This is a genomic window from Streptomyces sp. NPDC048172 (assembly GCF_043202595.1).
In the GTDB taxonomy this organism is placed as follows: Bacteria; Actinomycetota; Actinomycetes; order Streptomycetales; family Streptomycetaceae; genus Streptomyces.
Genome location: NZ_JBIDAT010000003.1, coordinates 102,840 through 125,689 on the forward strand (window position 1 = coordinate 102,840; position 22,850 = coordinate 125,689).

Genomic DNA, 22,850 nt, shown 5'->3' on the forward strand with positions numbered 1-22,850 from the left:
CTGCTCAGGGGCTGCCCCGTGCGGTGCGTCGCAGACTGCGGCTGCGCCGTGGCTCGTCGCGCAGTTCCCCGCGCCCCTGAGGGGGCAAGCCCTGCTTCGCCGTGCTGCGCTTGGGAGGTCTGCGCAAGGCGCAGGGCTGGCAAGCGCAGCCCCCCATGCCGGGTACGCCCTGCTCCGGCGCACAAGCAATCGCACCGACGACAAGAAAGACCGCGCATGCGTTTCGGCGTCAACTACACGCCCACCCACGGCTGGTTCCACCACTGGCTCGACTTCGATCTCGGAGAGGTCGAGGCCGACCTCGACTCGGTCGCGGAGCTCGGGCTCGACCATGTGCGGGTCTTCCCGCTGTGGCCCGTCTTCCAGCCCAACCGCACCCTCATCCGCGAGCGCGCCGTCGAGCAGCTCGTCGCGCTGGTGGACGCGGCGGGCGAACGCGGCCTCGACGTCAACGTCGACGGGCTCCAGGGCCATCTGTCGAGCTTCGACTTCCTGCCCTCCTGGACCACCACCTGGCACCGCCGCAACCTCTTCACCGACCCGGAGGTGATCGAGGGGCAGGCCGCCTATCTGCGGACGCTCGCCGCCGCGCTCAAGGACCGGCCGAACTTCCTCGGGATGACCCTCGGGAACGAGATCAACCAGTTCTCGTACGCCCCGCACCCCGACCCCGACCCGGCGACCGAGGACCAGATCGACGCCTGGCTGCGCCGGATGCTCGACGCCTGCGAGGAGGGCGCCCCGGGGCGGATGCATCTGCACGCCGAGTACGACGCCGCCTGGTACCAGGACGGGCACCCCTTCACCCCCGCGCAGGCCGCGACGCTCGGTGCGGCGACCGCCGTGCACTCCTGGGTGTTCAACGGCACCGCGCAGCGCCACGGCCCGACCGGCACCGCCACCGAGCAGCACGCCGCCTACATGATCGAGCTGTCCAAGGCGTGGGCCACCGACCCGGCGCGGCCCGTCTGGCTGCAGGAGGTCGGCGCGCCCGCGCCGCACATCCCGGCGGCGGACGCCGCCGCGTTCACCGAGGCGACCGTCGTCGCGGCGCTCGACTGCCCCGAGCTGTGGGGCGTCACCTGGTGGTGCTCGCACGACGTGGACCGCGCCCTGGCCGACTTCCCCGCGCTCGAATACGACCTGGGGCTGCTCACCACGGCCCGCGAGCCCAAGCCCGCGGCGAAGGCACTGGCCCGGCTCGCCGCCGCGTGGCGCGACAAGGAGCACCGGCCCGCGCCCCGTACGACGGCCGTGGTCGTCGACGGGTCCGGGGCCGACTGCGCGCCCGGCGGCTCCGTCTTCGAGGCGTGGGCCGCGCTCGCCGCCGACGGCGTACGCCCCACCACCGTCCTCGCCTCCCGGGCCGAGGACCATGAACACTTGGCCGCCCGCGGCATCACCGAGACCGTCCACCCCAGCGAGGTGCCCCATGCATGACGACCGCAAGCTCGTGGAGGACCGCCTCAAGCGCGTCCTGGACGAGCGGATCCGCCCCGCCCTCTACCCCGAGTCCATGCCGCTGGCCGTCGAGGTCTGGCACGCGCCCGGCGAGCCCGTGCCCGTCGAGGAGGGCCTGGCGGCGCCGTACGGGTCCGCGTCCGTCGGCGACCGGTGGGGCGCCCCGTGGGGCACGAGCTGGTTCCGGGTCACGGGGACCGTGCCGGAGGCGTGGGCGGGGAAGACCGTCGAGGCGCTGCTCGACCTCGGCTTCGACGAGAACATGCCGGGCTTCCAGTGCGAGGGCCTCGTCTACCGCCCCGACGGCTCCCCGGTGAAGGGCCTCAACCCGCGCAACCAGTGGGTACGGATCGGCGCCCCCGCCCAGGGCTGCGAAGAGGTCACCCTGCACATCGAGGCCGCGTCCAACCCCGTCATCCTCGACTACCACCCCTTCCTCCCGACCCAGTTGGGTGACAAGGAGACCGCGGGGAGCGAGCCCCAGTACCGGCTGGAGCGGATGGACCTCGCCGTCCTCGACACCGAGGTGTGGGAGCTGGTCCAGGACCTGGAGGTCCTCGGCGAGCTGATGCCGGAGCTGCCCGTCGAGGGCGCCCGCCGCTGGGAGATCCTCCGCGCCGTCGGCGCGGCCCTGGACGCGCTCGACCTCCAGGACATCGGCGGCACGGCCGCCGCGGCCCGCGCCCTGCTGGCCCCGGCGCTCGCCGTCCCGGCCGAGCCGAACGCGCACCGCCTCTCCGCCGTCGGCCACGCGCACATCGACTCGGCGTGGCTGTGGCCGCTGCGCGAGACCGTACGGAAGGTCGCCCGTACGACCGCGAACATGACGGCGCTGCTCGACGACGAGCCCGAGTTCGTCTACGCCATGTCGCAGGCCCAGCAGTACGCCTGGATCAAGGAGCACAGGCCCGAGGTCTACGCGAAGGTCCAGAAGGCGGTGGCCGAGGGCCGGTTCGTCCCGGCGGGCGGCATGTGGGTCGAGTCCGACACGAACATGCCCGGATCCGAGGCCATGGCGCGGCAGTTCGTGCACGGCAAGCGGTTCTTCCTCGACGAGTTCGGCGTCGAGAACGACGAGGCGTGGCTGCCCGACACCTTCGGCTTCGCCGCCGGGCTCCCGCAGATCATCAGGGCCGCCGGGACCCGCTGGCTGCTCACCCAGAAGATCTCCTGGTCCACCACCAACTCCTTCCCGCACCACACCTTCTGGTGGGAGGGCGTCGACGGCACGCGGATCTTCACCCACTTCCCGCCCGTCGACACCTACAACTGCTCCATGCTCGGCCGCGAGATCGCCCACGCGGCCCGCAACTTCAAGGAGAAGGGCCGCGCCACCCGCTCGCTGGCGCCCACCGGCTTCGGCGACGGCGGGGGCGGCACCACTCGCGAGATGCTCGCCAAGGCCCGCCGGATGCGCGACCTCGCGGGCGCGGCCACGGTCACCTGGGAGAAGCCCGCCGACTTCTTCGCCGCGGCCGAGGAGGAGTACCCGAACGCCCCGGTGTGGGCGGGCGAGCTCTACCTGGAGCTGCACCGCGCGACCCTCACCAGCCAGGCGAAGACGAAGCAGGGCAACCGCCGCTCCGAGCACCTGCTGTACGAGGCGGAGCTGTGGGCGGCGACGGCGGCCGTACGGGCCGGGTTCCCGTACCCGTACGAGCGCCTCGACCGGCTCTGGAAGACGGTCCTGCTCCACCAGTTCCACGACATCCTGCCCGGCTCCTCGATCGCCTGGGTGCACCGCGAGGCCGAGCGGACGTACGCGGAGGTCGCCGCCGAGCTGGAGGAGATCATCGGCGGCGCGCAGCGCGCGCTCGCGGGGGAGGGGCAGGACGAGCTCGTCTTCAACTCCGCGCCCCACGCCCGCGCCGGAGCCCCCGCGCTGGGCGCCGCGGCCCCGTCCGCCGCCGGTACCGCGCCCGTCACCGTCACCGCGCGCGAGGACGGCGGGCACGAGCTGGCGAACGGCCTGCTGCGGGTCGTGATCGACGCCCGGGGCCTGGTCGTCTCCGCGTACGACCTCGTCGCGGACCGCGAGACCCTCGCCCCCGGGCAGGCCGCGAACCTCCTCCAGATCCACCCCGACTTCCCCAACCAGTGGGACGCCTGGGACGTCGACGCCTTCTACCGGAACGTCGTCACCGACCTCACCGAGGCCGACGAGATCGCGCTCGCCGGGGAGACGGGCGAGCGCGTGACCGTCCGCGTGACGCGCTCCTTCGGCTCCTCGCGCGCCGTCCAGTCGCTCACCCTGGAACGCGGCGCGCGGCGGCTCGACATGGAGACGGAGGTCGACTGGCACGAGACCGAACGCTTCCTCAAGGCCGCGTTCCCGCTCGACCTGCACACCGAGCGGTACGCCGCCGAGACCCAGTTCGGCCACCTCCACCGGCCCACGCACACCAACACGAGCTGGGAGGCCGCCAAGTTCGAGGCGTGCGCGCACCGCTTCGTGCACCTCGCCGAGCCCGGCTGGGGCGTCGCCGTCGTCAACGACTCGACGTACGGCCACGACGTCACCCGCGACGCGGCCCCCGGCGCGACCACGACCACCGTCCGGCTCTCCCTGCTGCGCGCCCCGCGCTTCCCCGACCCGGAGACCGACCAGGGCGTCCACCGCTTCCGGTACGCGCTGGTCCCCGGCGCCGGGATCGGCGACGCGGTCCGCGAGGGCATCCGCGTCAACCTGCCGGAACGGCGCGTACGGGGCGGCGGCGCGGACGTCGCCCCACTCGTCGCGGTGGGCGGCGAGGGCGACGGCGAGGGTGACGGCGACGCGGTCACCGTCACCGCCGTCAAGCTCGCCGACGACGGCAGCGGCGACGTGATCGTCCGGCTCCACGAGGCGCACGGCGGCCGGACGTCGGCCACCCTCACGCCCGGCTTCCCCGTCGCCTCCGTGACCCCGGTGGACCTGCTCGAACGTCCGCTGGCGGAGGGCGCCCCGGAGGGCACGGAGATCACGGCCGGGCCCGACGGGCGGGTCCGCCTCGGGCTGCGCCCGTTCCGCCTGGTCACGCTGCGGTTGCGCCGGGCGGACCAGGGCTGACCGGACGCGCGTGCCCGTATGCCCGTATGCCATGATCACAGGTCGAACGGGCATACGGGCCCGGGCACACGGAGCAGGGGAAGGGCGACCGATGCAGGGGAACTGGCCAGGCGGGACCATGCGTGCGGCCCGTATCACCGGCGTCGGACGGACAGAGCTCGCCAGTCTCCCCGTCCCCGCGCCCGAGCCGGGCACGCTGCTCGTCCGCGTCCGGCACGCCGGGATCTGCGGCACCGACCTGGAGATCCTGCACGGCACCTCGGCGTTCCTGAAGGACGGCAGCCTCACGCTGCCGCACGTCTTCGGGCACGAGTGGTACGGCGAGGTCGTCGCGCACGCCGACGCGGACTCGGCGGCGGCCGTCCCCGTCGGCACCCTGGTCGTCGGCCGCACGATGGTGCCCTGCCACCGCTGCGCCCGCTGCCACGCCGGGCGCCCCCAGATGTGCATGGCCCTGCGCGAGACCGGGCTCTACGGACTCCAGGGCGGCGCCGCCGACTACGCACGGATGCCCGTGGACGCCGTCACGCCGCTGCCCGAGGGGCTGCCGCGGTACGCGGGGGCGCTCATCGAGCCCGCCGTCTCGGTCGTCGAGGCGTTCGAGCGCGCCGCGCTGCGCGTGGACGACCGCGTCGCGGTGATCGGCACCGGCACCATGGGCCTGCTCGCCGTGCAGTACGCGCGCCGGTACGCCGCCGAGGTACACGCCGTCGGCATCGACCCGGACGGGCTCGCGCTCGCCTCCCGCTGCGGCGCCCACGCCACGTACCGACCAGACGAGGCCCCCACGGACGGCTACTCGCTGATCGTCGAAGCCTCGGGCGCCGCCCCGGCGTTCACCTCGGCGCTGCGCCTGGCGGAGCGCGGCGCGCGGATCGCCATGGTCGGCGTGGCGCAGGAGCCGGTCTCCTTCATGCCGGGCGACCTCTCGCTCCAGGGCGTGGACATCCTCGGCATCCAGCACGGCATCAGCCACTACGACCGCACCGTCGCCCTCTTCCGCGACAACGTGCTGGACGCCGAGCCGCTGATCGCCCGCACGTTCCCCGCCGAGCGGGTCGCGGACGCCTTCGCGCTGCTGGAGGAGGGCCGCAGCGGCCCGCCGAAGATCCTCCTCGACTTCACGGACGGCGGGGCCTGACCCTGGCCCCCGTTCAGTCGCCCGTCGCGCCGTCCGTCCGCTCCCGCAGGAAGTCCGCGTGGCCGTTGTGGCGGGCGTACTCCTGGATCATCATCACGTAGACCCAGCGCAGGCTGAGGCGGATGTCGTGGGCCGAGGTGAAGTCCGCGTCGAGCGGCTGCGCCGCGGCCGCCGCGTCGCAGGCGCCGGTCTCCGCGCGGTACCGCGCGAAGTCCCGTTCCGCGTGCGCCGCGTCGACCCCCTCGATGCCCTCGTCGCCGTCCCCCGGAGCCGTGAAGACCTCGCCGACGTCCTCACCGGCGAGGCTCCGGCGGAACCAGAAGCGCTCCACCTCCGCCATGTGCCGGACCAGGCCGAGCAGGGTGAGGTTCGAGGGCTCCACGGCCGTCCGCGCCAGCTGGGCCCCGTCCAGCCCCGCGCACTTCGCCAGCAGCGTCTCCCGGTGCCAGGTCAGCCAGCCCTCCAGCAACTGCCTCTCGGAGAGCGTGCCCAGCTCCGCCAGGCCCACCGTGCGCTCGACTTTCGGTGCTGTCCATGTCATGCGCCCACGATGGCCGCCCCGGCACCGGAGCACCAACCGACTTTTCCGCTCAGCGCAGCGCCAGCCGTACCGCCTCCAGCGCGCTGCTGAACGACACCTCGCTCAGCACCCCCGGCGCCGCCACCTGGTCCCCGGCGAGATACACGTCGCCGCCCCGGTCCACGGCGGGGCGGTCGCGCCACGAGGTGCCCACGACGTCGATCGCGCCCGTACGGTGCGCCGCCATCGCCCTGCTGCTGTGCACCGTACGGTCCCGCCAGCCCGGGTAGCCCAGATCCAGCAGGCGGGAGCCGCGCTCCAGCGCGTCGTCCCGGGACTCCTCGGGCGTGACGGGGAACTGGGCCTGGATCAGCGAGATCCCGTCCGGCGCCAGCGAGCGGTCCTGCGCCGTGAACCGCTCGACCCAGCCGGGCCCGTCGAGGTCCGAGACGGCGAACGCGTCGCCCCCGCGCCGCTCCAGGGCGAGGTCCAGCAGCGCCGTACGGCCGCTCGGCCAGCTCAGGGACTCGTCCTTGAGCAGCCGCCGCGCCGCGTCCAGCGTCGTCGCGACGACCACGGGCCCGCCGTCCGGCAGATCGCCGAGCGCGTCGATCCGCGCGCCGGTCTCGATCCGTACGCCCGCGCCGCGCGCCCGTCCGGCCATCCGCGCGATCAACTCGCCCCAGCCGCCGCGCGGATAGTGCGCCTCGGGCGGCAGCTTCGCGGAGCGCCGGAACCGCTCCTGGGTGAACGCGGCGGAGAGCGCGCCCGGGTCGTGGTGGTACGTGGAGACGGCCGCGAAGCGCGCCGCGGCCCGCGCGCTCTCCTCGCCGACCTCGCGCGCCGCCCAGTCCAGGAACGGTTCGTCCACCGGCGCCGACCGGCGCCGCGCCAGCCGCAGCAGGCCCAGCGGGGGAGTGCGGCGCAGGGCGTCGCCGAGGCGGTAGCGCATCCGCAGCCCCTCGTGCGGCGGGAGCTGCGCCATCGGGCGCAGCAGCCCGCGCCGCTTCAGCCAGGGCCAGTGCGCGCCGCCGTTGTAGAGGGCGTGCGGGCCGTCGTTGGTGCGGTACGGGCCGTCGGACGTACGGGCGCGGCCGCCGAGGTCGCGGTGCGCCTCGTAGAGGGTGACCTCGGCTCCGGCCTCGGCGGCGGCGAGGGCGGCGGTCAGCCCGGCGAACCCGCCGCCGACGACGGTGAGATGCGTCATGCTCAGCTCCAGGGAAGGGGGACGGAAAGGGCGTTCAGGAACCGGGGCGGGCGTCCGCCGGAGCGGCCGTCCCCGGCGCGGTCCTGCCACTCGCCCGTGACTTCGCCCAGCGGTACGAGCCGGGCCTGCGGCGCTCGCCGCGCAGCGAGAAGAGCGGATAGCGGTTGACCCACTCGTTGAACCGGGCCGCCGCACGGCCGGTGACGACCGGGCCGTACGGGGAGTCGTCCGCGCGGACCAGCTGGATCACCCCGTCGGTGCGGCCCAGCCCCACGCACTGGCCCAGGAAGCGGAAGCGGAACGGCGTGGGCTCCGCGCCGCGCGCCGCCTCCTCCATCGCGCCCGCCGCGTGCGCGCCGGCCGGCATCGCCGTCGCGCACGCCATCCGCAGCTCCCCGACGCCGGGCACCTCGACCCGCGCCGCGTCGCCCACCACGTACACGTCCGGGTGGGAGACCGAGCGCAGCGCCGCGTCGACCAGCGCACGGCCCCGCCCGTCCACCGCGAGCCCGGCGTCGGCGGCCAGCGTCGGCACCGCGAACGAGGCCGTCCACAGCACCGCACCGGCCGCGATCTCCCCGGCGTCCGTGGAGAGCCCGCCCGCGTGCACGGCCGTCACGCGCGTCCCCGCGCGCACCCGCGCGCCGAGCCGCTCCAGCGTCGCCGTGACGTGCGCCCGCCCCTTCGCCGACAGTCCGGGCGCGGGCTCGCCGCCGGTCACCAGCGTGACCGGGGAGGCGCCGCCCCCGGCCTCGGCGAGTTCGGCGGCGACCTCGACGCCCGTCAGCCCGCCCCCGACGACGGCCACGCCGCGCCCGTCGAGCAGCCGCCCGTTCAGCTCGGCGGCGTGCTCCAGCGTGTACGCGTGCTCGTTCGCGCCCGGCACGCGGGAGGTGTCGGTACGGCTGCCGAGCGCGTAGACGAGGCTGTCGTACGTGAACTCGCGCCCGTCGTGCGTGCCGACGGTGCGCCGGCCGGGGGCGAGCGCGGTCACCCGTGCGGTGACGGTGGTGATGGGCCGCCCGGCGACCAGTTCGGCCAGCGGCACCGAGGTCGCCGGGGTTCCGGGGCGGCCGGTGAGCCCGGCGACCCGCTCGTGCAGCCTGATCCGCTCGGTGAACGTGCCCGTGGCGTCGATCAGGGTCACCCGGTGGCTGCGGCTGACCCGCAGCGCGGCCGTGAGCCCCGCGTAGCCGCCGCCGATCACGACCACATGCCGCGTCGTCATGTTCTCGCTCTCCCGTCACTCCGGCCCCGTCGGGGCGCCTCGCCGGTACGACGGACGAGGGCGGCGCGTTCGTGACACGCGGCGGGAACGGGCTACCAGGTCACGGCCGCCCAGACCCCGGCGGCCAGCACGGCGAGGCCGTACGCCGCCACCGCCGCCGCCACGGTCCGGCGGCATGTCCCCGCGTCCCACCGGGTGCGGGAGAGGACCCAGGCGAGGAGGGGGAGGACGAGGACCGCGTGGAGGCTCACCCCGTGCAGGGGCTTGAGCGGGGCCGTCGAGGCGTAGGCGTCGAGCTGGTGGCCTGTGCGCGTGAGGTACACGCCGCGCGCGATCATCGCGGCGCCCGAGACCAGCGCGACGAGCAGGATCGCGAACCCGGCGCGGACCGCCAGCGGCATCCCGGCCGGGCCGTACGGCTCGCGGAGGAAGGAGAGCACCGCGAACGCCGTCAGCAGGACGACGAGCAGTCCGCCGCCCACCGCGAGCGTCATGGAGACGGCCGAGTCGAAGCCGGTCTCCATGTTGAGGTGCGAGGGCACCCCGCGCCACGCCTGGAGCGTGATGCCGCCGACCTCCAGCACGCAGTCGGCGGCGAAGAGCCCCAGCAGCGCCGCCCGGACCCGCGTACCCATCCGCACGTACGCGGTCACCCACGCGACCGCGAGCAGCGTGACCCCGAACGACACCCCGAACGTGACGGGCTTCCGCCAGGAGACGGGCCCCTCCCACGTCCCACCGTCGACGGCGAAGACGGCGAGGTGCGTCAGTCCGGACAGGATCAGGAACGCGCCGGTCCACAGGGCGAGTTCGTCGACGAGCCTTCTACGGGCGGTGGCCTCGGGGGCGGAGGAGGAGGCGAGCACGGGATCCGGCATGCCGCCCAGCATCGCGAGTGCCCACCGCCCGGTCGTCGTCCCCGCGGAGGCTCATCGACTGCTCCCCTGGAGGTACGGGGCGCAGGGGCTCACATCCGGTCGACCTCTGCGCGGTACGCCGCGTACCCCGTCTCGTACAGCTCCCGCAGCTCCGGGTCCGGCTCCACGACGCGGTACGCCCCGTGCCAGCGCTCCTCGTCCACCGGGTCGCCGAGAGACGCGCGGGCCACGAGCGCCGCGCCCTTCGCGCCGACCTCGGTCTCCTCGGGCACCCGCACCGGGCGGCCCAGGATGTCGGCGAAGGCGCGCAGCCACGTCGCGGAGCGGGTGCCGCCGCCGCAGGCCGCGAGCGAGGCGGAGAGCCCGGCGGCCTCCAGGCAGTGCCGGGCCGCGTAGCCGACGGCCTCGCACATCGCCCGTACGAGGTCGGCGCGCCGGTGCCCCAGGTGCAGCCCGTCGAACCGGGCGCGCGCGTCCGGCGCGACGAACGGGGCGCGCTCGCCCGCCTCGGAGAGGAACGGCAGCGCCCGTACGCCGTGCGCGCCGGGCGGGCTCGCGGCCAGCAGCGGTTCCAGGTCGGCCGTGGTGGCGCCGACGGTGGCGAGGGTCCAGTCGATGCCCGCCGTGCCGACCATCGCGGGCATCGCGCGCAGCCAGCGCTCCGGGTCGGGCGTGCACAGCCACATCCCGGCCGGTTCGGTCCCGGCCCCTGGCTCGGCCCGGTCGGTGAGCACCTGGCAGGCGAGCGTGGTGCCGACGATCAGCAGCCCGTCGCCGATCTCCCGCACGCCGCTGCCGAGCGCGGAGGCGGGCAGGTCGAACGGGCCCGAGGTGACCGGCAGTCCGGCGGGCAGCCCGAGGAGCGCGGCGCCGTGCGCGTCGAGGCTCAGCACGGTGCCGGGCGCGGCGGGCTCGGGCAGCAGGTGCGCGGCGTCGGCGACGCCGCACGCGTCGAGCGCCTTCGTCGCGTACGTCCGGGTGCGCGGGTCGAGGAAGGGGAGCGTGGCGTCGGAGGCGTCGAGGCTGACCGTGCCGGTGAGGCGCTGCGCGACGGCGTCCACGCAGTATCCGGCGACGGCCGCGCGCTCCAGGGACTCCGGCTCGTGGGCGCGCAGCCAGGCGAGCAGCGGCGCCTGGCAGCCGGGGAACATGCCGGACCCGGTGTGCTCGTACACCGCGCGCACCGTCCCGTCCGCCAGCCAGCGGGTCACGAGGGGCGCCGCGCGGCCGTCCATCCACGAGATCGCGTTCCGCACCGGGCGGCCGTCGGCGTCGCGCAGCCACAGCCCGTCGCCCTGCCCGGTGAGCGCGAGCGCCGAGGGCGGCCCGTCGAGCGCGGCGGCGACCTCGCGCACCACCTCGGCGACGCTCTCCAGCACCTTCTCCAGGTCCTGCTCGACGACGCCGCCGGGCTGCCGCAGCAGTGCGGAGGGGCGTGCCGCGGAGTGCAGCGCCCGTCCGTCCCGGTCGAAGGCGACGGCCTTGGTGACGGACGTACCGACATCGACACCGATGACCGGCGACGACGCTGCCCACGGACTCATGACGCTCCTCTCCGAACGCACTCCTCTCTGAACACGTTCGCTGTTATATTTATAGCCCTTTACGTGAAGAAGCAACGGGAGAACCTATGACAGCCGCCCGGCTCCTGCTCGTCCGCCACGGTGAGACGGTGTGGCACGCCGAGAACCGGTACGCGGGCAGCTCCGACGTGGCGCTCACCGAGGCCGGGGTGCGGCAGGCGGACGCGCTCGGCGCGTGGGCCGCGAAGCGCGGCGGGATCGAGGCGCTGGCCTGCTCGCCGATGGAGCGCGCCCGGCGCACCGTGCGGCCCGCCGCCGAGGCGCTGGGCCTGACGCCGAGCGTCCACGAGGGGCTGCGCGAGGTGGACTTCGGCTGGGGCGAGGGCCGCACCATCGCCGAGATGGAGGCCGAGGACCCGGCGGCCGTACGGGCCTTCCGGCAGGACGCGGAGCGCGGCGCGTTCCCCGGCTCGGAGCCGCCCGCCGCCGTCGCCGCGCGCGTCACGGGCGCGCTGCGCGAGCTGGCGGGCGCCCACGCGGGCCGCACGGCGCTGGTCGTCGCGCACAACACGGCGTTCCGCATCGCGCTCTGCTCCCTGCTGGGCATCCCCCTCGGCCGCTACCGGCTGGTGCTGCCCCGGCTCGACAACGCGGCGGTGACGGAGATCGAGATCGACGGCGCCCGCACGGCGCTGCGCGCGCTGAACGTACCGACGGGGGAGGCGGCATGACACGGACCGAGGCGGAGAAGGGCCCGGGCTCGGGGGCCCGCTCGCAGGAGAGCCGCAGGCAGTACATCGCCGAACGGGTCCTGGAGCACGGCACGGTCACCGTCACCTGGCTCGCGGGGAAGACGGGCGTCAGCGTGATGACCGTCCACCGCGACCTGGACGAGCTGGCCAGGCGCGGCGTGCTGCGCCGCTTCCGCGGCGGGGTCTCCGCCCAGCCCTCCAGCGTCTTCGAGAGCAACCTCGACTACCGGCTCGGCGTGCACGTCGCCGAGAAGGAGGCCGTCGCGCGCGCTGCCGCCGAGCTGATCGAGCCCGGCATGTCCGTGATGCTGGACGATTCCACGACGGCCCTCGCGCTCGCCCGGCTGCTGCCGGAGCCCGGGACGGCGCCGCTGACGGTGCTGACCAACGCGCGCCGGGTCATCGACGTCTTCACCGACCGCGAGGACGTCCGGCTGATCGGGCTCGGCGGCGAGTACTCGCGCACCCACGACTCGTTCCTCGGCATGCCCTGCGTGGAGGCGATCGAGGCGCTCTCCGTCGACCTGGTGCTCGTCAGCACCTCCGCGATGAACGCGCGGATGACCTTCCACCAGGAGCAGGACGTGGTGCTGGTCAAGCGCGCGATGCTGCGCTCCGGGACGCGGACGGCGCTGCTGATGGACCACTCCAAGCTGGCGCGCACGGCGCTCCACCGGCTCTGCCCCGTCACCGACTTCGACCATGTCGTGCTCGACGCGGGCGTGGAGCCCCGGCTGCTGGCCGAGCTGCGGGAGCAGACCGACGTCCGGGTCGCGGAGACGGCCACGGAGCCGGTCACGGAGCCGGTCACGGAAGCAGGGAACTAACGTGAATTCTGTGAACTTCACACGCGATGTGTCAGAGGCCGGTTCCGGCGCGGCGGACGTCGTCGCCGGAATCGACGTGGCCACCGCCGCCGTCCGCGTCCTCTGCGTCGACGCCCACGGCCGTACGCGCGCCGAGGGCAGGGCCCCGCTGCCCCAGCCCGTCCGTACCGACGACGGCCGCAGCGAGCAGGACGCCCGGAGCTGGTGGCCCGCGGCCGTACGCGCGCTGCGCCAGGCCACCGGGGCGCTCCCGCGCGGCGGCCGCGAGGTCGTCGCCGTCGCCGTCTCCGCCACCTCCGGCACGCTCGTCCTCGCCGACCGCGACGGCGCGCCGCTCGGCCCGGCCCTGATGTACGACGACCGGCGCGCCGCCGACCTCAACGCCCGCGCCCAGGAGGCGGGCGCCCCGCGCTGGGCCGCGCTCGGCCTGAGCGTCGGCCCGACGGCCGCGCTCGGGCGCGTCGCCTGGTACGCGCGGCACGCCGACGCGCCGCCCGGCGCGCGCGTCCTGCACACCCCCGACCTCCTCGCCCAGGCCCTGACCGGCGGGCCCGTCCCCGCCGACTGGAGCCACACCCTCAAGACCGGGTACGACCCGCGCGCGGGCGAATGGCCCGCCGAGGTCCTCGACGCGCTCGGCATCCCGCACGACTGGCTGCCCGAGGTCGCCGCGCCGGGCACCCGCGCCGGGACCGTGGGCGCCGCCGCCGCGCGCGAGACCGGACTGCCCGAGGGCTGCTCGGTGCGGCTCGGCATGACGGACGGCTGCGCGGGCCAGCTCGCCACCGGGGCCGTCGCGCCCGGCCAGTTCGTGGGCGTGCTCGGCACCACGTACGTCCTCAAGGGCGTCACCCGCGAGCTGGTCACCGACCCCTCCGGCGCGCTCTACAGCCACCGGCACCCCGACGGCTGGTGGCTGCCCGGCGGCGCGTCCAACACGGGCGGCGAGGCCCTGCGCGACGTCCCCACCGACCGCCTCCCCGCGCTCGACGCGGCGGCGGAGGCACGCGGCCCCGCCTCCGTCGTCAGCTATCCGCTGCGCCGCGCGGGCGAACGCTTCCCGTTCGTCAGCGGCGCGGCCCGCGGCTTCACGCGCGGCACACCGCTGGACGAGGCCGACGCGCATCGCGCCGCGCTGGAGGGCGTCGCCTTCCTGGAACGCCTCGCCCTCGACCGCGTCCGCGCCCTCGGCGTCCCCGTGGAGGCCCCGCTCTACGCGGCGGGCGGCGGCAGCCGCAGCCCCCTGTGGACCCGGATCCGCGCCACGGTCCTCGGCATGCCGCTGCGCGTCGCCCCCCACGCCGAGACCGCCTTCGGCGCCGCCCTCCTCGCCGCCACCGGCACCCTCCACCCCACCCTCACCGAGGCCGCGACCGCGATGACCGCGCGGGGCGAGCTGATCGAGCCCGAGGAGAAGGAGACCCCCGAACTGGACGCCTCCTACACCCGCTTCACGGAGGCGCTCCGGGAGGAGGGCTGGCTCGCGGACTGAGGACGCGCGTCAGAAGAGGACGCGCGTCAGAAGAGGACGTGCGTCAGAAGGGGTACCAGCGCACCTCGTCCGCGCCCTCCCGCAGGGACGCCACGCGGCGGTCGAACTCCCGGCGGGCGGCCGGGTTGCCGGGGGCGTGCTGGCTTACCCAGGCGCAGCTGGCCGTCTCGCGGGCGGCGCGGAGGGTGGCGCAGCCGTCCCACTCGCGGACGTCCCAGCCGTAGGTCTCGACGAAGCCGGTGAAGGCGTCGTCGGCGAGGCCGTACCGGTCGTGGCTGAGGACCATGACGACGAGGTCGTGCTCGCGCAGGTCGGAGGAGAAGGTCTCCAGGTCGAGCAGCAGGGGGCCGTCCGGGCCGACGTGCACGTTGCGGGGGAGCGCGTCGCCGTGCACGGGGCCCGGCGGGAGGTGCGGGACGAGGGTGGGCAGGCGGGCCTCGATCGCGTCGCGCCGCTCGCGCAGGAAGTCCGCGTCCTCGTCCCGCACGGCGTCGCCCGCGAGCCGCAGCCAGCGCTCGACGCCCGAGAGCAGCTCCCGGCGCGGCAGCGCGACCGGCGGCTCCGGGAGCGCGTGCACCCGGCGCAGCAGCGCGGCCAGGTCCGTCGGCGTCGCGGGGCGTACGGACGGGGGCAGGCGGCGCCAGTACGAGACGGGGTGCCCCTCGACGAGCCGGGCCACGGGCTCGGCGGCGCGCACGGCGGGCACGTTCTCCTTCTCCAGCCACTCCGCGACGCCCAGCTCGCGCCGGGCACGCGGCAGCAGCTCCGCGTCGCGCCCGACGCGCACGACGACGTCGTCCCGCGCGAAGACCGCGTTCTCGCCGAGCGACAGCAGCTCGGCGCGGCGCGCCGCGGCCGTCCCGTCGGCGGCCTCCAGCACCGCGCGCGCCCGCTCCTCCGTGAAGCCCTCGCTACGGCTCATCGAACCCACGCTCCGTCAACTCCCAATGCGGTGTATGTCTCATTTACCTACTGCAACCCTCGTTCCGCCCGTCGAGTCTGAATCAACGACAAGCACGGGGAAAACGGGCAGGTAGGAGCGGTAGCGGTGCAGAGCAAGCGGTGGGGAAGGCGTCCGGGACGGCAGGGGAGCGTGGCCATGGCCGCCGCGGCGGGGACCTTCGTCCTCGGCCTGTTGACGGCGCTGATCGGACACGGCACCGGAGCCGTCGCGTCCACCGCCCACCCCGGCTGGGAGCAGAGCGTGCGCGGCGGCGCGCACGCCGAGGAGCGCGGCGGCGAGCGCTCGCGGTCCAGCGCCGAGCGCCGCGAGAAGCCCGCCCCGCCGCCCGCGACCAGCCGCGCGCTGACCCACCGCACCGCGCAGGGCGGCAAGACCCTCGCCCTCACGCTGGACGACGGCCCGCACCCCGAGTGGACGCCCAAGGTGCTGGATCTGCTCAAGAGCGAGCACGTCAAAGCCACTTTCTGTCTGATAGGTCCCAACGCCGAACGCTACCCCGCCCTGGTCAAGCGGATCGTCGCGGAGGGGCACCGGCTCTGCGATCACTCGGTGAGCCACGACACAGCGATGGACCACAAGCCCGTCCCGTACCAGAAGAGCCAGATCCTCGACGCGAAGAAGATGATCGACAAGGCGTCCGGCGGGGCCCGCGTCCACTACTACCGCGCGCCGGGCGGCGCCTTCACGCCCGACAGCCGCCGCATCGCCGCCGCGCACGGCATGCGCCCGCTGGGCTGGACCGCCGACCCGGGCGACTGGCAGCTTCCGGGTACGGACGCGATCGTGCGGCGCGCCCAGCAGCAGGTCGAGCCGGGTTCGGTGCTGCTCCTCCATGACGGGGGCGGCGACCGCTCCGAGTCGTACGCGGCGCTGACCCGGCTCATCCCCTGGCTGAAGCAGCAGGGCTACGGGTTCGGCTTCCCGGAGTCCTGAGCCTGTACGGGACCCGTACGGACCCGTCCGGGGAGGGTGGAGCCCCCGCGTGGGGGCCGGGGACTCCACCCGGTCCGTGCGGCGCGGACGGGGCCCGGTTCGGCTCAGCCCGCCATCGCCGACGAGACCTCGGCGGCCCACTTCCAGGGCGCCGAGGCGCCGCCGGGCTGGGAGTTGAAGTACTCCCAGCCGTCCACCCCGCCGAAGTCGGGGTGCTTCGCCCGCAGGCTCTTGACCGTCGCCTTCAGGGTGTCCATGTCGACATATCCGCTGCCGCCGTTGGCCGGATCGGTCAGCACGCCCGCGACGATCTTCTCGGCCGGGATCAGGCCCCGGCTCACGATGCTGTCGAAGCTGTCCGTCGACGCCATGCTTCCCCAGCCGTTGTAGAACTGGGCGTTGAACCAGGCGATGTCGCCGCCCTTGTTCCGGTACAGCTCCTCGTAGTCGAATCCCGAAAGATTTCCGCCACCGCTGAGCGCGGTTCCCACGGGTGCGAGGGTGATCACGAAGTCGGCGCCGAAGTCCTTGCGCAGCGCGTCGATGACGCGCTCAATTCCCTGCAGCGACATGTCCTCTTCGACGTCGAGGTCCACGCCGTTCAGGCCGTATTCCCGGACGAAATCCCGCAGGAGCGGATAGTACGTGTCGAATTCGGTGTCGAGCCGGGTGAAGCTGCCCGGCGCCGCGCCGCCGATCATGCCCAGGACGCGTACGCCCTTGCCCTGCATGGCCTTCAGGTCGGCCCACATCTGCTGGTACTTGTCGGCGCCCGGCGGGTCGTCGTTCAGGTGCACGGGCGCGTGCTCGCCGTTGACGTCGTTCAGGTGCACGGCCGCGACCAGCACGTCCGTGACGCCGGTGGCGTTCTCGGTCAGGCCGAGCGGGGACACGTACGTGCCGTCGGCGTACTGCGTCTGGTAGTAGACGACCACGCGCCCGCCCGCCGCGGCCCGGCCCTCCGGACGCCGCCCGGCCCCGGCCGCCCACGCCGTCGCCGGCGCGGCGGCCAGGGCCGCTCCCGCGAGAAGGACGCTCCGTCTTCTCATGCTCACGTCTTCCTGCCACCTCTCCTTCGTCCTCCGGGACAGGTCTTCCGTATCGGGTCCGGAAGCCGCCGTGATTCTGGCGCCGGAGGCGGCGGGAAGGCTAGACCGAAGCGTGAACTAAATCGGATTAGTTGGAGGGCTCAGAACCCGACCCGTGCGGTGTCGTCCGCGCGGAGCACGGACTCCTGGTTGAAGAGGCGTTTGTACGCGGAGCGGATCCGCTGAATGTCCCCGTCGTGCGTGGGAGCCTCGGATTCCGGATACATCACGGTCAGCTCGTACGAACGTTCCCGCTCGATCGTCCCCTGCTTGTCCTTCCACTGCCCGCGCCCGTTCTGGATCGTCAGGCCCTCCGGGAAGCGGGGCGTCACGTGCTTGTCGACGAACGCGCGGAACTGCCTGTCGGTGACGGCCGGTCCGCCGTCGGGGTCGGCGGTCCCGAAGTACAGCCGCGTCTCGACGTACGCCTTGCCCCGCTCCGCGACCGTCTTCGGCGGTGCGGAGGACGGCGCCCCCTCGTCCAGCGCCGCGTACGCGGCGGGTGCGGAGACCGACAGGGCGAGGACGGAGGCGGCGACGGCGACCCGCAGCCGGGTCCCGCCCCAGGGCTTCCTCGGCTTCTTCGTGTCCGGCACGGTGACATCCCTTCATCGGCGCCCCGCACGCGCCGATCCGCGTACGGGCGAGCCGAAGCATGCCCAGCCGTACGCCCGTTGAGCGCACCCCATCGGGTGACGGGCCCCGTCAGGGGCGACGCGGATCGGTGACCCGATAGCCGTCGTGCAGGGGGCCGCCCGCGGCGTCCAGCACCTCGCGGGCCACGGCGGCGAGCCGGTCGGGGGCGTGGAGCGAACCGGCGAGCCGGTCGGCCAGCCGCGGGTCGTGGTCGCGCAGTTCGCGCAGCAGCCACTTGCCGCTGCCCTGCCAGTGCCGCCCGGCCAGCAGGGCGAGCTGGGCGCTCTTGGGCAGTACCCGGCACGCGATGAAGGCGGTCTCGGCCGGGTCGTCGGCGCCGCGCAGATCGTCGAGGAGGTCGGTGAGCTCGTACCGGTGGGCCTCCAGTTCGGCCGGGCTCGCCGCCGCCGGGCCCTCGGCGAGGCGGCGGCGCATCTCGTCCTGGAGCCGCGCGCCCAGCCCGCCGGGGTCGCTCACGACCGTCCCCTCGGCGATGAGCCGGGGGATGCCGGGCCAGCGGCGGGCGAGGTTGTCCTCGCAGTACGCGGCCAGCGTCCCCTCGTCGTGGAGGAGCACCTCCACCGGCCAGCCGGCCCAGCGCAGCGAGCGGCGGCAGGGATTCGCGCGGGGCCCGGTCACCACGACCATGTCCAGGTCGGACGCCGGGGTGCGCCGCTCGGTGAGCACGCTGCCGCCCACCAGCACGGTGAGCGCGTCGGGGAAGGAGTCGCGGGCGAGTCCACGGGCGGCGGCGACGGGCTCCGGTCGTGTCATGCCCACCATCATGTCGCCCGCGTCCGCGGCGGGGAGCCGGGGTGCCGGGAAGCCGGGAGACGGGCCCCGGGAGCCGTGCCCGGAAAACCGCGTGCGGGGCGCGGGAGGCCCGCGTTACGCTCGTACACATGTACTACCACTTCTTCCTCTGATCCGGACCCGCGGACGCGGTGCGAGGGCCTGACCTGCCCCGCCGCCGCACCGGTTGCCGGTTGCCGGTCGTCCGCCGACGGTCCGTCCGTGCGCGCCCTCGCGCGCGCCCACGTGCTCTCGGGATCAGGGAAGAACTCCATGCGCGATCGCGCCCAATTGACCATGAAGGATGTCGCCAAGTCGTACGGGGACCGGAGTGTCCTCGACCAGGTGTCGCTGACCGTACGGCCCGGGGAGCGGGCCGGGGTGATCGGGGAGAACGGCTCCGGGAAGTCGACGCTGCTGCGGCTGCTCGCCGGGGCCGAGGCGCCGGACAGCGGCGAGATCACCGTCCGCTTCCCCGGCGGCACCGGCCATCTGACCCAGACGCTCGACCTCGACCCCGGCCTCACCGTCCAGGACGCGGTGGACGACGCGCTCGCCGAACTGCGGGAGCTGGAGCGCCGGATCCGCGCCGCGGAGGCGTCGCTCGGTGACACGGGCGAGGCCGGACTCGCGGCGTACGGCGAGCTGTTGACCGCGTTCGAGGAGCGCGGCGGGTACGAGGCGGACGCGCGGGTCGACGCCGCGCTGCACGGCCTCGGCCTCGCGCACCTCACCCGCGACCGCCGCCTCGGCTCGCTCTCCGGCGGCGAGCAGTCGCGGCTGGCGCTCGCCTGCGTGCTGGCCTCCTCGCCCGAGCTGCTGCTGCTCGACGAGCCCACCAACCACCTCGACGCCGCCGCGTGCGCCTGGCTGGAGGAGCGGCTCAGGGCGCACCACGGCACCGTCGTCGCCGTGACGCACGACCGCGCGTTCCTCGACCGGATCGCGACCACGGTCCTGGAGGTCGACCGCGACACCCGGGCCGTCACCCGGTACGGCGACGGCTGGGCCGGATACCGCGCCGCGAAGGCCGCAGCGCGGCGCCGCTGGGAGCAGGACCACGAGGAGTGGTGCGCGGACCTGGCCCGTACGGAGGAGCTGGTCGCCGCCGCCGGACAGCGGCTGGCGTCCTCCGGAAGGGACCCGCGCGAGGGCTTCGGCAAGCACCGCCGCTCGCACGAGGCCAAGCTGTCCGGGCAGGTCAGGGCCGCGCGCCAGCGGCTCGAACGGCTCCGGTCGCACCCGGTGCCGCCGCCGCCCGAGCCGCTCCGGTTCGCGGGCGGCGCGTTCCTCGCCCAGGGCGCCCAGGAGGGCGATCGGGGTGACGGCACCGTCGCCGAGGTGCGGGACCTGGCCGTCGCCGGGCGGCTGCGGGTGCCGGAGCTGCGCGTCAAGCACGGCGAACGGCTCCTCGTCTCGGGGCCCAACGGCGCGGGCAAGTCCACGCTGCTGCGCGTCCTCGCCGGGGACCTGCGGCCCGAGGAGGGCACCGTCCACCGCGCCGCCCGCGTCGGCTGGCTCCCGCAGGAGCTGGACCCGGCCCCGACCAGGAAACCCCTGCTCAGCGCCTTCGCCGCCGGGCGTCCCGGCGAGCCGGAGGAGCACGCGGAGGAGCTGCTGGCCCTCGGGCTCTTCCGCGAGGACGACCTGGAGGTGCCGGTCTCCGCGCTCTCCGCCGGGCAGCGCCGCAAGCTCGACCTGGCCCGCCTGGTGACGCGCCCCGCCGGGCTCCTCGTCCTCGACGAGCCCACCAACCACCTGGCTCCCGGCCTCGTGGAGGAGATCGAGGAGGCGCTCGCGGCGTACGAGGGGACGGTCGTGGTCGTCTCGCACGACCGCAGGTTCCGCTCCCGGTTCCGGGGGACGGAGCTGGAGCTGCGGGCCGGACGGGTGGTACCCGGCTGACCCCGCCGCCGCGCGGCCGGGACGCCGACATGCCAAGATCGCACTCATGGCGACGCTGAGTGAACTCCTCCCCACCGAGGCGATCCGGCTGGACGTCCCGGCCGCCGACTGGCGGCGCGCGGTCACGGCGGCGGGCGACCTGCTCGTGGCGAACGGCACCAGTACGGACGCGTACACGGCCGAGATGATCGCGAACGTCGAGGAGAACGGGCCGTACATCGTCATCGCGCCCGGCTTCGCGTTCGCGCACGCGCGCCCCTCGCCCGCCGTGCTGCGCACCGGCATGTCGTGGGTGCGGCTGACGGAGCCGGTCGAGTTCGGGCACGAGGCGAACGACCCGGTGACGCTGGTCGTCGCCCTCGCGGCCCGCGACTCCGGCGCCCATACGGCCGCGATGGCGGGCCTCGCCCGGCTCCTGGCCAACCCGGACACGGAACAGGGGCTGCGCGAGGCGCCCACCCCGGAGGCGCTGCACCTGCTGCTGGTGGAGGCCGACGGGAGGACGGGAGAGAAGGCGGGGGAGAGGGAGCGAGCCGCCGAGACCGGGCCCGCCGTGCAGAAGATCCTCACGGTCTGCGGCAACGGCGTCGGCACCAGCCTCTTCCTCAAGAACACCCTGGAGCAGGTCCTCGACCGCTGGGGCTGGGACCGGAACATCACCGTCGAGGCCACCGACACCATCTCGGCCAAGGGCAAGGCGTCCGAGGCCGCCGCCATCTTCACCTCCCGGGAGATCGCCAGGACGCTCGGCGACGTCGGCGTCCCCGTGAAGGTCGTCGAGGACTTCACCAGCACCACCGAGGTCGACCGCACCATGCGCGACACCTACGACGTCTGAGCGGCGTCCGAGCCGAGAGAGGCAGCAGACCATGGACGTGCTCGTCACGATCGCGAAGTTCCTCGTCAACGAGATCCTCAGCGTCCCCGCGTATCTGATCGGTCTCATCACGGCCGCCGGCCTGATCGCGCTGCGCAAGTCGACCGGGCAGATCCTCGGCGGGGCCATCAAGGCCACGCTGGGCTTCCTGCTCATCAACGCGGGCGCCGGGCTGGTCACCAGCTCCCTCGCGCCGCTGGGCCGGATGATCCAGGGCGCGACCGGCGCGCACGGCGTGATCCCGACCAACGAGGCCATCGTCGGCATCGCGCAGGCCCAGTTCGGCTCGCGTGTCGCCTGGCTGATGATCCTCGGCTTCGCGCTCAGCCTCGTCCTCGCCCGCTTCACGCCGCTGCGCTACGTCTTCCTGACCGGGCACCACATGCTGTTCATGGCCACGCTGCTGACCATGGTGCTGGCCACGGCGGGGTACGAGTCGTGGATCGTCGTCGTCCTCGGCGGCGTGCTGCTCGGCATCATGCTCGTCGCGATGCCCGCGCTGGCGCACCCGTGGACGAAACGCATCACCGGCAACAACACCGTCGCCATCGGCCACTTCGGCACCGCGGGCTACATCGTCGCGGGCGCCGCGGGCCAGCTCGTCGGCGGCCGGGGCAAGGGCGGTCGCAGGAGCGAGGGCCGGAGCCGCAGCACCGAGGACATGAAGCTCCCCGAGGGGCTCCGCTTCCTGCGGGACTCGATGGTCGCCACGGCGCTGTCCATGCTGCTGATCTATCTCGTGATGGCGATCGTCTACGTCGCGAAGGTCGGCGAGGACACCGCCTTCAAGGCCTTCGCGGAGGACAACGGCGCCGCCGCCACCAGCCTCGGCAACTACCTGATGCAGTCGGTGATGCAGGGCCTCCAGTTCGGCATCTCCGTCGCCATCATCCTCTTCGGCGTCCGTACGATCCTGGGCGAGCTGGTCCCCGCCTTCCAGGGCATCGCGCAGAAGGTCGTGCCCGGCGCCGTCCCCGCGCTGGACGCGCCGATCGTCTACCCGTACGCACAGAACGCGGTGCTCATCGGCTTCATCTCCAGCTTCGTCGGCGGCCTGTGCACCCTCGCGCTGCTGGCCTGGGTGCTGCACCCGGCGTTCGGGCTGGCCCTGGTGCTGCCGGGACTGGTCCCGCACTTCTTCACCGGTGGCGCGGCGGGCGTCTACGGCAACGCGACGGGCGGCAGGCGCGGCGCCGTCGTCGGCGCGTTCCTCAACGGCGTGCTCATCACCTTCCTGCCCGCCGTGCTGCTGAAGGTCCTCGGTGCCTTCGGCAACGAGAACACGACGTTCGGCGACGCAGACTTCGGCTGGTTCGGCTCGCTCATCGGCTACGCCGCGAAGGCGGGGGAGACCGGCGGCATCGTCCTGATGCTGGTCATCGGCGCTGCGGTCCTGGCGGGCGCGATCCTCGTCCAGCGGAAGGTCGTGGACACGGGCTGGAGCCCGGGCGGCCCGCCCGAGGAGGAGCCGGAGGCCGACATCGAAGCAGGTGCTCCGGAGGGAGCGGCCCGCGTCTACCCCAAGCTCCCGCCCCCGGCGGGCGCCCCCACCCCGCCGCCCCCGCCCGGGGACTGAC

19 protein-coding genes are annotated in these 22,850 nt (G+C 74.4%); 10 read left to right on the forward strand and 9 right to left on the reverse strand.

The features are described 5' to 3' along the window. Window positions 1-216 precede the first annotated feature (216 nt). The 3 genes from ACGF3A_RS14010 (at window position 217) to ACGF3A_RS14020 (ending at window position 5,651) form a co-directional block, all read left to right on the forward strand. Entirely contained in the window at window positions 217-1,440 is a 1,224-nt protein-coding gene (locus ACGF3A_RS14010) for a glycosyl hydrolase (RefSeq protein ID WP_393729308.1), read from the forward strand. Next, entirely contained in the window at window positions 1,433-4,510 is a 3,078-nt protein-coding gene (locus tag ACGF3A_RS14015) for an alpha-mannosidase (protein WP_393729310.1), read from the forward strand. Before ACGF3A_RS14010 ends, ACGF3A_RS14015 begins: the two co-directional genes overlap by 8 nt. Window positions 4,511-4,628: 118 nt before the next feature. Further along, window positions 4,629-5,651, forward strand: a complete 1,023-nt coding sequence (locus ACGF3A_RS14020; RefSeq protein WP_393729312.1) for a zinc-binding dehydrogenase — start codon at window positions 4,629-4,631, stop codon at window positions 5,649-5,651. Between the two features lie 13 nt (window positions 5,652-5,664). Here ACGF3A_RS14020 and ACGF3A_RS14025 read toward each other — a convergent pair whose 3' ends face one another. The 5 genes from ACGF3A_RS14025 to ACGF3A_RS14045 all read right to left on the reverse strand — a co-directional run bounded on the left by ACGF3A_RS14025 (window position 5,665) and on the right by ACGF3A_RS14045 (window position 11,028). Then, a complete protein-coding gene (locus ACGF3A_RS14025; RefSeq protein ID WP_393729314.1) occupies window positions 5,665-6,192 on the reverse strand; it encodes a DinB family protein in 528 nt (175 codons plus the stop codon). Between the two features lie 49 nt (window positions 6,193-6,241). Beyond that, window positions 6,242-7,378: an FAD-dependent oxidoreductase gene (locus tag ACGF3A_RS14030; protein ID WP_393729315.1), complete on the reverse strand. Its 1,137-nt coding sequence runs from the start codon at window positions 7,376-7,378 to the stop codon at window positions 6,242-6,244. Window positions 7,379-7,412: 34 nt separating this feature from the next. Then, window positions 7,413-8,606, reverse strand: a complete 1,194-nt coding sequence (locus tag ACGF3A_RS14035; protein WP_393729317.1) for an NAD(P)/FAD-dependent oxidoreductase — start codon at window positions 8,604-8,606, stop codon at window positions 7,413-7,415. A 92-nt stretch (window positions 8,607-8,698) separates the two neighbouring features. After that, window positions 8,699-9,484 (reverse strand): hypothetical protein, encoded by a 786-nt coding sequence (locus tag ACGF3A_RS14040; protein ID WP_393729319.1) that lies wholly within the window; start codon window positions 9,482-9,484, stop codon window positions 8,699-8,701. Between the two features lie 89 nt (window positions 9,485-9,573). Next, window positions 9,574-11,028 (reverse strand): FGGY family carbohydrate kinase, encoded by a 1,455-nt coding sequence (locus ACGF3A_RS14045; protein ID WP_393729321.1) that lies wholly within the window; start codon window positions 11,026-11,028, stop codon window positions 9,574-9,576. A gap of 86 nt (window positions 11,029-11,114) precedes the next feature. On the opposite strand from ACGF3A_RS14045, the gene ACGF3A_RS14050 reads away from it, so the two are divergent. The 3 genes from ACGF3A_RS14050 to ACGF3A_RS14060 are packed head-to-tail and all read left to right on the forward strand — an operon-like array spanning window position 11,115 to window position 14,078. After that, window positions 11,115-11,738: a histidine phosphatase family protein gene (locus tag ACGF3A_RS14050; RefSeq protein ID WP_393729323.1), complete on the forward strand. Its 624-nt coding sequence runs from the start codon at window positions 11,115-11,117 to the stop codon at window positions 11,736-11,738. Next, complete coding sequence (locus tag ACGF3A_RS14055; protein WP_393729325.1) at window positions 11,735-12,586, forward strand: DeoR/GlpR family DNA-binding transcription regulator; 852 nt, start codon at window positions 11,735-11,737, stop codon at window positions 12,584-12,586. The genes ACGF3A_RS14050 and ACGF3A_RS14055 overlap by 4 nt, the downstream gene beginning before the upstream one ends. A 10-nt stretch (window positions 12,587-12,596) precedes the next feature. After that, on the forward strand, window positions 12,597-14,078 hold the full coding sequence (locus ACGF3A_RS14060) for an FGGY-family carbohydrate kinase (protein WP_393729327.1): 1,482 nt from the start codon (window positions 12,597-12,599) through the stop codon (window positions 14,076-14,078). Window positions 14,079-14,121: 43 nt separating this feature from the next. On the opposite strand, the gene ACGF3A_RS14065 is transcribed toward ACGF3A_RS14060, so the two are convergent. Continuing rightward, a complete protein-coding gene (locus ACGF3A_RS14065) occupies window positions 14,122-15,000 on the reverse strand; it encodes a phosphotransferase enzyme family protein (protein ID WP_393729329.1) in 879 nt (292 codons plus the stop codon). A gap of 177 nt (window positions 15,001-15,177) precedes the next feature. Between ACGF3A_RS14065 and ACGF3A_RS14070 the strand changes: the two genes are divergently transcribed. Then, complete coding sequence (locus tag ACGF3A_RS14070; RefSeq protein WP_393729331.1) at window positions 15,178-15,975, forward strand: polysaccharide deacetylase family protein; 798 nt, start codon at window positions 15,178-15,180, stop codon at window positions 15,973-15,975. Window positions 15,976-16,079: 104 nt separating this feature from the next. Here ACGF3A_RS14070 and ACGF3A_RS14075 read toward each other — a convergent pair whose 3' ends face one another. The 3 genes from ACGF3A_RS14075 to ACGF3A_RS14085 all read right to left on the reverse strand — a co-directional run bounded on the left by ACGF3A_RS14075 (window position 16,080) and on the right by ACGF3A_RS14085 (window position 18,473). Then, window positions 16,080-17,024, reverse strand: a complete 945-nt coding sequence (locus ACGF3A_RS14075; RefSeq protein ID WP_393729333.1) for a glycosyl hydrolase family 18 protein — start codon at window positions 17,022-17,024, stop codon at window positions 16,080-16,082. A gap of 140 nt (window positions 17,025-17,164) precedes the next feature. Beyond that, complete coding sequence (locus tag ACGF3A_RS14080) at window positions 17,165-17,659, reverse strand: DUF3574 domain-containing protein (protein WP_393729335.1); 495 nt, start codon at window positions 17,657-17,659, stop codon at window positions 17,165-17,167. Window positions 17,660-17,768: 109 nt separating this feature from the next. Then, the gene (locus ACGF3A_RS14085; protein ID WP_393729337.1) at window positions 17,769-18,473 is read right to left on the reverse strand and encodes a nucleotidyltransferase domain-containing protein; all 705 of its coding nucleotides are present in this window, start codon (window positions 18,471-18,473) and stop codon (window positions 17,769-17,771) included. 291 nt (window positions 18,474-18,764) lie between these two features. Between ACGF3A_RS14085 and abc-f the strand changes: the two genes are divergently transcribed. Genes abc-f through ACGF3A_RS14100 form a run of 3 tightly spaced genes read left to right on the forward strand, consistent with a single transcriptional unit; the run spans window position 18,765 to window position 22,849 of the window. After that, on the forward strand, window positions 18,765-20,396 hold the full coding sequence (gene abc-f / locus ACGF3A_RS14090) for a ribosomal protection-like ABC-F family protein (RefSeq protein WP_393729339.1): 1,632 nt from the start codon (window positions 18,765-18,767) through the stop codon (window positions 20,394-20,396). A gap of 46 nt (window positions 20,397-20,442) precedes the next feature. Next, window positions 20,443-21,234, forward strand: coding sequence for a PTS sugar transporter subunit IIA (locus tag ACGF3A_RS14095; RefSeq protein WP_393729340.1), 792 nt, complete (start codon window positions 20,443-20,445; stop codon window positions 21,232-21,234). Window positions 21,235-21,265: 31 nt separating this feature from the next. Further along, window positions 21,266-22,849, forward strand: coding sequence for a PTS ascorbate transporter subunit IIC (locus ACGF3A_RS14100; RefSeq protein WP_393729341.1), 1,584 nt, complete (start codon window positions 21,266-21,268; stop codon window positions 22,847-22,849). The last annotated feature ends 1 nt before the right edge of the window (window position 22,850 follow it).

Excerpts from the sequence above, each read along its gene's own strand:
- ACGF3A_RS14065 (WP_393729329.1), bottom strand. The coding sequence starts at position 15,000 with ATGAGCCGTAGCGAGGGCTTCACGGAGGAGCGGGCGCGCGCGGTGCTG.
- ACGF3A_RS14025 (WP_393729314.1), bottom strand. The coding sequence starts at position 6,192 with ATGACATGGACAGCACCGAAAGTCGAGCGCACGGTGGGCCTGGCGGAG.
- ACGF3A_RS14075 (WP_393729333.1), bottom strand. The coding sequence starts at position 17,024 with ATGAGAAGACGGAGCGTCCTTCTCGCGGGAGCGGCCCTGGCCGCCGCG.
- ACGF3A_RS14015 (WP_393729310.1), top strand. The coding sequence starts at position 1,433 with ATGCATGACGACCGCAAGCTCGTGGAGGACCGCCTCAAGCGCGTCCTG.
- ACGF3A_RS14055 (WP_393729325.1), top strand. The coding sequence starts at position 11,735 with ATGACACGGACCGAGGCGGAGAAGGGCCCGGGCTCGGGGGCCCGCTCG.
- ACGF3A_RS14020 (WP_393729312.1), top strand. The coding sequence starts at position 4,629 with ATGCGTGCGGCCCGTATCACCGGCGTCGGACGGACAGAGCTCGCCAGT.
- abc-f (WP_393729339.1), top strand. The coding sequence starts at position 18,765 with ATGCGCGATCGCGCCCAATTGACCATGAAGGATGTCGCCAAGTCGTAC.
- ACGF3A_RS14035 (WP_393729317.1), bottom strand. The coding sequence starts at position 8,606 with ATGACGACGCGGCATGTGGTCGTGATCGGCGGCGGCTACGCGGGGCTC.
- ACGF3A_RS14050 (WP_393729323.1), top strand. The coding sequence starts at position 11,115 with ATGACAGCCGCCCGGCTCCTGCTCGTCCGCCACGGTGAGACGGTGTGG.
- ACGF3A_RS14010 (WP_393729308.1), top strand. The coding sequence starts at position 217 with ATGCGTTTCGGCGTCAACTACACGCCCACCCACGGCTGGTTCCACCAC.
- ACGF3A_RS14045 (WP_393729321.1), bottom strand. The coding sequence starts at position 11,028 with ATGAGTCCGTGGGCAGCGTCGTCGCCGGTCATCGGTGTCGATGTCGGT.
- ACGF3A_RS14085 (WP_393729337.1), bottom strand. The coding sequence starts at position 18,473 with ATGACACGACCGGAGCCCGTCGCCGCCGCCCGTGGACTCGCCCGCGAC.
- ACGF3A_RS14095 (WP_393729340.1), top strand. The coding sequence starts at position 20,443 with ATGGCGACGCTGAGTGAACTCCTCCCCACCGAGGCGATCCGGCTGGAC.
- ACGF3A_RS14040 (WP_393729319.1), bottom strand. The coding sequence starts at position 9,484 with ATGCCGGATCCCGTGCTCGCCTCCTCCTCCGCCCCCGAGGCCACCGCC.
- ACGF3A_RS14070 (WP_393729331.1), top strand. The coding sequence starts at position 15,178 with ATGGCCGCCGCGGCGGGGACCTTCGTCCTCGGCCTGTTGACGGCGCTG.
- ACGF3A_RS14100 (WP_393729341.1), top strand. The coding sequence starts at position 21,266 with ATGGACGTGCTCGTCACGATCGCGAAGTTCCTCGTCAACGAGATCCTC.
- ACGF3A_RS14030 (WP_393729315.1), bottom strand. The coding sequence starts at position 7,378 with ATGACGCATCTCACCGTCGTCGGCGGCGGGTTCGCCGGGCTGACCGCC.